5 protein-coding genes are annotated in these 4,543 nt (G+C 63.8%); 4 read left to right on the forward strand and 1 reads right to left on the reverse strand.

Going from position 1 to position 4,543, the window contains the following annotated elements; translation table 11 throughout:
- Positions 1–54 precede the first annotated feature (54 nt).
- A complete protein-coding gene (locus EOA86_RS23525) occupies positions 55–768 on the reverse strand; it encodes a FadR/GntR family transcriptional regulator (protein ID WP_127209099.1) in 714 nt (237 codons plus the stop codon).
- 145 nt (positions 769–913) lie between these two features.
- On the opposite strand from EOA86_RS23525, the gene EOA86_RS23530 reads away from it, so the two are divergent.
- The 4 genes from EOA86_RS23530 to EOA86_RS23545 all read left to right on the forward strand — a co-directional run.
- Positions 914–1,885, forward strand: a complete 972-nt coding sequence (locus EOA86_RS23530; protein ID WP_128343839.1) for a Gfo/Idh/MocA family oxidoreductase — start codon at positions 914–916, stop codon at positions 1,883–1,885.
- Positions 1,882–2,877: a Gfo/Idh/MocA family oxidoreductase gene (locus EOA86_RS23535; RefSeq protein ID WP_128343841.1), complete on the forward strand. Its 996-nt coding sequence runs from the start codon at positions 1,882–1,884 to the stop codon at positions 2,875–2,877. Before EOA86_RS23530 ends, EOA86_RS23535 begins: the two co-directional genes overlap by 4 nt.
- Complete coding sequence (locus EOA86_RS23540) at positions 2,867–3,820, forward strand: dihydrodipicolinate synthase family protein (protein WP_128343843.1); 954 nt, start codon at positions 2,867–2,869, stop codon at positions 3,818–3,820. Before EOA86_RS23535 ends, EOA86_RS23540 begins: the two co-directional genes overlap by 11 nt.
- 103 nt (positions 3,821–3,923) lie before the next feature.
- Positions 3,924–4,543: TIGR01458 family HAD-type hydrolase (locus EOA86_RS23545; RefSeq protein ID WP_128343844.1), on the forward strand; the 620-nt coding region annotated here is incomplete at its 3' end.

Consider the following 4,543-nt stretch of genomic DNA (forward strand, 5'->3'; position numbering starts at 1 on the left):
GTCTTGATGCGCATGGTTTCCTCCCTTGGCATTGTCAGGTAGTTCGGCGTTGGGTCAGGTGGTTCGGTTTTTGGCGATGACTTGCTGAATCCCCCTGTAGTGGTCGTCGAGGCGCTGACGCGCCCGGTCGACATCCTTGGCGGCGACGGCCTCGACGATCTCGTGATGGTCGCGCCATGTCGCCAGCGGTGTCGGATTGTCGAGGCTGGTGAAATTCGAGGCCTTGTTGAACGCCACCCAAAAAATGTCGATCAGCGCGCTCAGCATGTGATTGTTCTGGCAGCGGAACAGCAGCTGGTGGAATTGCTGGTCCTCTTCGGCAAAGCTCTCCTGGCGCTCGGCGCGCCGCCGCATGCTTTCGGTCAGCTGGCGCAGCGCGGTGATGTCTTCGGCGCTGATCATCTCGATGGTCTTGGCGATGAGGCCGGTTTCAAGGACGCGGCGGATCTCGCGCAGCTCCTCCACGTCGCGCAACGAATCCTGCAGGCCATATGCCAAATTATCCAGCAAAGGCTTGAACGAGAATTCCTTGACGAACACGCCGATGCCGCGACGCGTCTCCAAAATACCGATCGACTCCAGCGCTTTGATCGCTTCCCGCACCGAGTTGCGGCCGACGCCGAGCCGCTGCGCCAGGAAGGTCTCCGGAGGCAAGGGATCGCCTGCCTTGAGCTTGTTGCTCTGGATATAGTTCCTAAGGCTCTCCTGCACGCTGACGTGAAGCAGCGGCGGTCGGGTCAGCGGTTCGATCGACTTGGGTTCCGACATGGATTTGGGTTCCGAGATCGATTTGGGTTCCGACATTTTGCTCCAAGCGCCGCCGCATTGCGCCGATGGCGCGCCGCAAAGCGGTCGATGCTTGTAGCATAGCGACTTGTAGGATATCCTGCAAGGAGGAGGATACACCACTGAAATGAAGATCGTCCTGGCCGGCTCAAGCCATTGGCACGCCGAAATGCATCTCGACGCTGCACACTCATGTGACGCCGAAATAGCCGGCATTTGGGATGAGGGTACGGAGCATGCGCGCCGCTTCGCGACGCGTCATCATCTGCCGTTCATTGCGGATTTTGCGAAAATCCTCTCCAGCCCGCCGGACGTGATCCTGCTGATGGGACATCCTTCGACCGTACCGGCGCGGGCGCGGGCTGTCATCGAAGCTGGCATACCGCTGATCCTGGAGAAGCCGGCGGCGAGCAGCACCGGAGCGTTGGCCGCGCTGCGCGACCTGGCGAGGCAGCACCGGGCCTTTGTCAGCGTTCCCCTGCCCAACCGCTTTGGACCGGCCGTCACCGCCTTTGAACGGCTGCGCCAGCAAGGCCGGGCCGGTGCGGTTGCGCATTGCCAGTTCCGCCTGGTCAATGGCCCGCCGCAGCGCTATGCGGCCGAAGGCGTCGCCTGGGTCGTGGATCCCGCGATCGGCGGCGGCGGCGCGCTGAGGAACCTCGGCATACACGGCGTCGACGCCGCGCTCAGTCTGGCAACCGGCCGGCTCGGGCTCAAAGCCGTTTCGATCGAGAACCGCATTCACCGCGCCCCGGTCGAGGACCATGCGCTGCTTGTACTGGAAGACTCTGCCGGAGCGTTGTTCGTCGTCGAGGCAGGATACACTTTCGCGTCAATGCGCCCCGGCGGCGACTTCGAATGGCGCATCGTCAGTGAGAATGCGACCCTCATCGACTATGGCGACCGCGCCATCTGTGCGACACTTGACGATGGCGCTATCGTCGACTTGCCGATCGAGTTGCCGGCGACGCGCTACCGCCTCTGCATGAGCGACACGCTCTCCCGGCTGACTCGAAAAGCGCCGCCGGCGATTTCGATCGATGACTATGTTGCGGCGATGTCGCTGATCGATGCCGCGTATGAAAAGACAGGACGATGATTGGAATAGGCATTATCGGGGCGGGCGATTTCGGCGCGGCCCATGCAAGGGCAATCAAGGAAGTGCACGGCCTGCATCTCGTCGCATCGTGCCGCGGGAATAACGATGCCCTGGCCGGCTTCACCGCTGAACACGGTGGCCGCGGCTATACCGACTGGGGCAAGCTGCTGGACGACAAGGATGTCGACGCTGTCCTCATCGCCAGCCCTCACCATCTTCATGCCGAAATGGCCATCGGCGCATCAGAGGCCGGCAAGCACATCATGCTGGAAAAGCCGATGGCCCCGACGGCGGCGGCCTGCGATGCGATCAATGCTGCTGTGGCCGCCGGTGGCGTCAAGCTGATGGTCGCCCATCTCATGCATTTCGCCCTGCCCTGCATGGCGGCCAGGCAAATGCTCGAGGAAGGAGCGCTCGGCCGACCGCTCATCGGATCGAGTTGGATCATCAAGCTCTGGATGGAGCACAATCGCCGCGACTGGCATCTGCGCAAAGCAACCGGCGGCGGCATGCTGTTGACGGCCGGCATTCATGCGCTCGACCGCCTGGTCTGGCTGATGGATGACGATGTCGTGTCGGTGAGCGCCATGCTCGGCGCCAAGTTCCATGAGCAGGAAGCCGACGACACCGCCCTGCTCGGACTGCGTTTCGCCGGCGGCGGGCTCGGCCAGGTGCAGAGCGTTGGCTATCGCAACGGCGCCACCACTTACGCCATGGACCTGGTCTGCGAGCGGGAAACGCTGCGTATCGATATGGACCGCGGCACGATGTTTGGCCGCGATAGGGTCTGGACCGACCTGCCCGGCTCGTTCGAGCCGAACTGGATGCACAACGCGCTGGTGCGCGAATGGAGCGCAATGCGCGATGCCATTGCGGACGACAGGCCGGTGCCGGTCGACGGTGCCTATGGACGCAAGATCATTGGCATCATCGAGGCCGCCTTTGCGTCGAACGAAACCCGGCGCGAGCACGAAATCGCCGATGCGCGCTGAACCGGACGACCACCTGAACCACTTGCCTGCACACGCGCCGCGCGGTGTCTGGGGTGCAGTGATGCTGGCCATCGATGATCGCGGAGCGATCGACTGGGACGCGACGGGGGAGACGGTCGCACGGCTCTGCGCGTCGGGAGTCGACGGCATCTATTCCAACGGCACCGCCTGCGAATTCCACTGCCAGACCGAGCCCGAGTTCGACCGGCTTTGCGACCTGGTGGCCACGATAGCCGGCCGCGCGCGCCTGCCTTTCCAGATCGGCATCAGCCAGTCCAATCCGCGCGTCGCGCGCGAGCGTCTGACGCGGGTGTCGGCGCTTCGCCCGGCGGCAGTGCAATTCACCTTGCCCGACTGGTGGCCGCCCAGCGACGACGAGGTCATGCGTTTCGTCGGCGGTCTTGGCGAGACTGCGCCCGACATGCCGCTGGTGCTCTACAATCCACCGCACGCCAAGCGCCGCCTGACGCTCGAAGGCATCGCCAGGCTGCGTGCAGCCGTGCCCTCGCTGGTCGGCGCCAAGCTGCCGGGCGGCGATACCAGCTGGTACTCCGACATGCGCCGCGAACTGCCGGGATTTTCGGTCTTCGTGCCCGGCCATACGCTGGCGACTGGATTTGCCCAAGGCGCCCACGGCAGCTACTCCAATGTCGCCTGCCTCAACCCGAAGGGCGCGGTGATGTGGTGGCGTATGATCCGCACCGATGCGGCGGCCGCTGCCGAGGTCGAGACGCGCATCCAGACCTTTCTCGCCACTCACGTTCTGCCTTTTCGGGATCGCTACGATGTCAGCGATGCGGCGCTCGACAAAGCGATGGCGGCGGCCGGCTGCTGGGCGCCGCTTGGCCCGCGACTGCTCTGGCCTTACAGCTCAGTTCCCGACGAGGAGATCGCGACGCTGGCCGAAGCCGCACGCACGGCCTTCCCCGAATGGTGGCAGTGACCGTCGGTTAATCGAGTGCGCCTGCCCCGCACTGATCCAAAAGGGACAACAATGGCCTAGTTCCGGATTTGACGCATGGCGGACTCATGGTCATGCTGGACCGATGACAAGGGGTGTACTGCTGGACCTCGCAGGCGTCATCTATGATAGCGAGACCGCCATACCAGGCGGGCTCGACGCCGTCGCGCGTTTGCGCCAGGCCGGTTTGGCCATACGCTTCGTAAGCAATACCACGCGCTCGTCGAAACAGAGCGTCCTCGAACGTCTGGAGGCGATGGGACTCACCGTTACCACCGCAGATGTTTTCACCCCGGCGCACGCTGCACGCGAATGGCTCCTTCGGAATGGCCGTGCGCCATACTTGTTGGTTCACCCCGGCCTTGCGCCGGATTTTTGCGAACTGCCGGATCGCGACAAGCGCGCCGTCATCGTCGGCGATGCCGGAGACGCCTTCACATATGCGGCGTTGAATGACGCGTTCCGCGAGCTCAGCGCGGGGGCCGAATTGCTGGCCCTTGCCACCAACCGGACGTTTCGGGATGCTGACGGCGGGCTCAGCCTCGATGCAGGGCCATTCGTCGCGGCATTGGAATTTGCCTCCCTGAAACGCGCAAACGTTCTCGGCAAGCCCTCGCCGGCATTCTTTCTGTCGGCGCTGGCAAGCATGGACTGTCTGCCAGATCAGGCGATCATGGTCGGCGACGACGCCGAGGCCGATATAGC

Source organism: Mesorhizobium sp. M5C.F.Ca.IN.020.32.2.1 (genome assembly GCF_004023105.1).
In the GTDB taxonomy this organism is placed as follows: Bacteria; Pseudomonadota; Alphaproteobacteria; order Rhizobiales; family Rhizobiaceae; genus Mesorhizobium; species Mesorhizobium wenxiniae.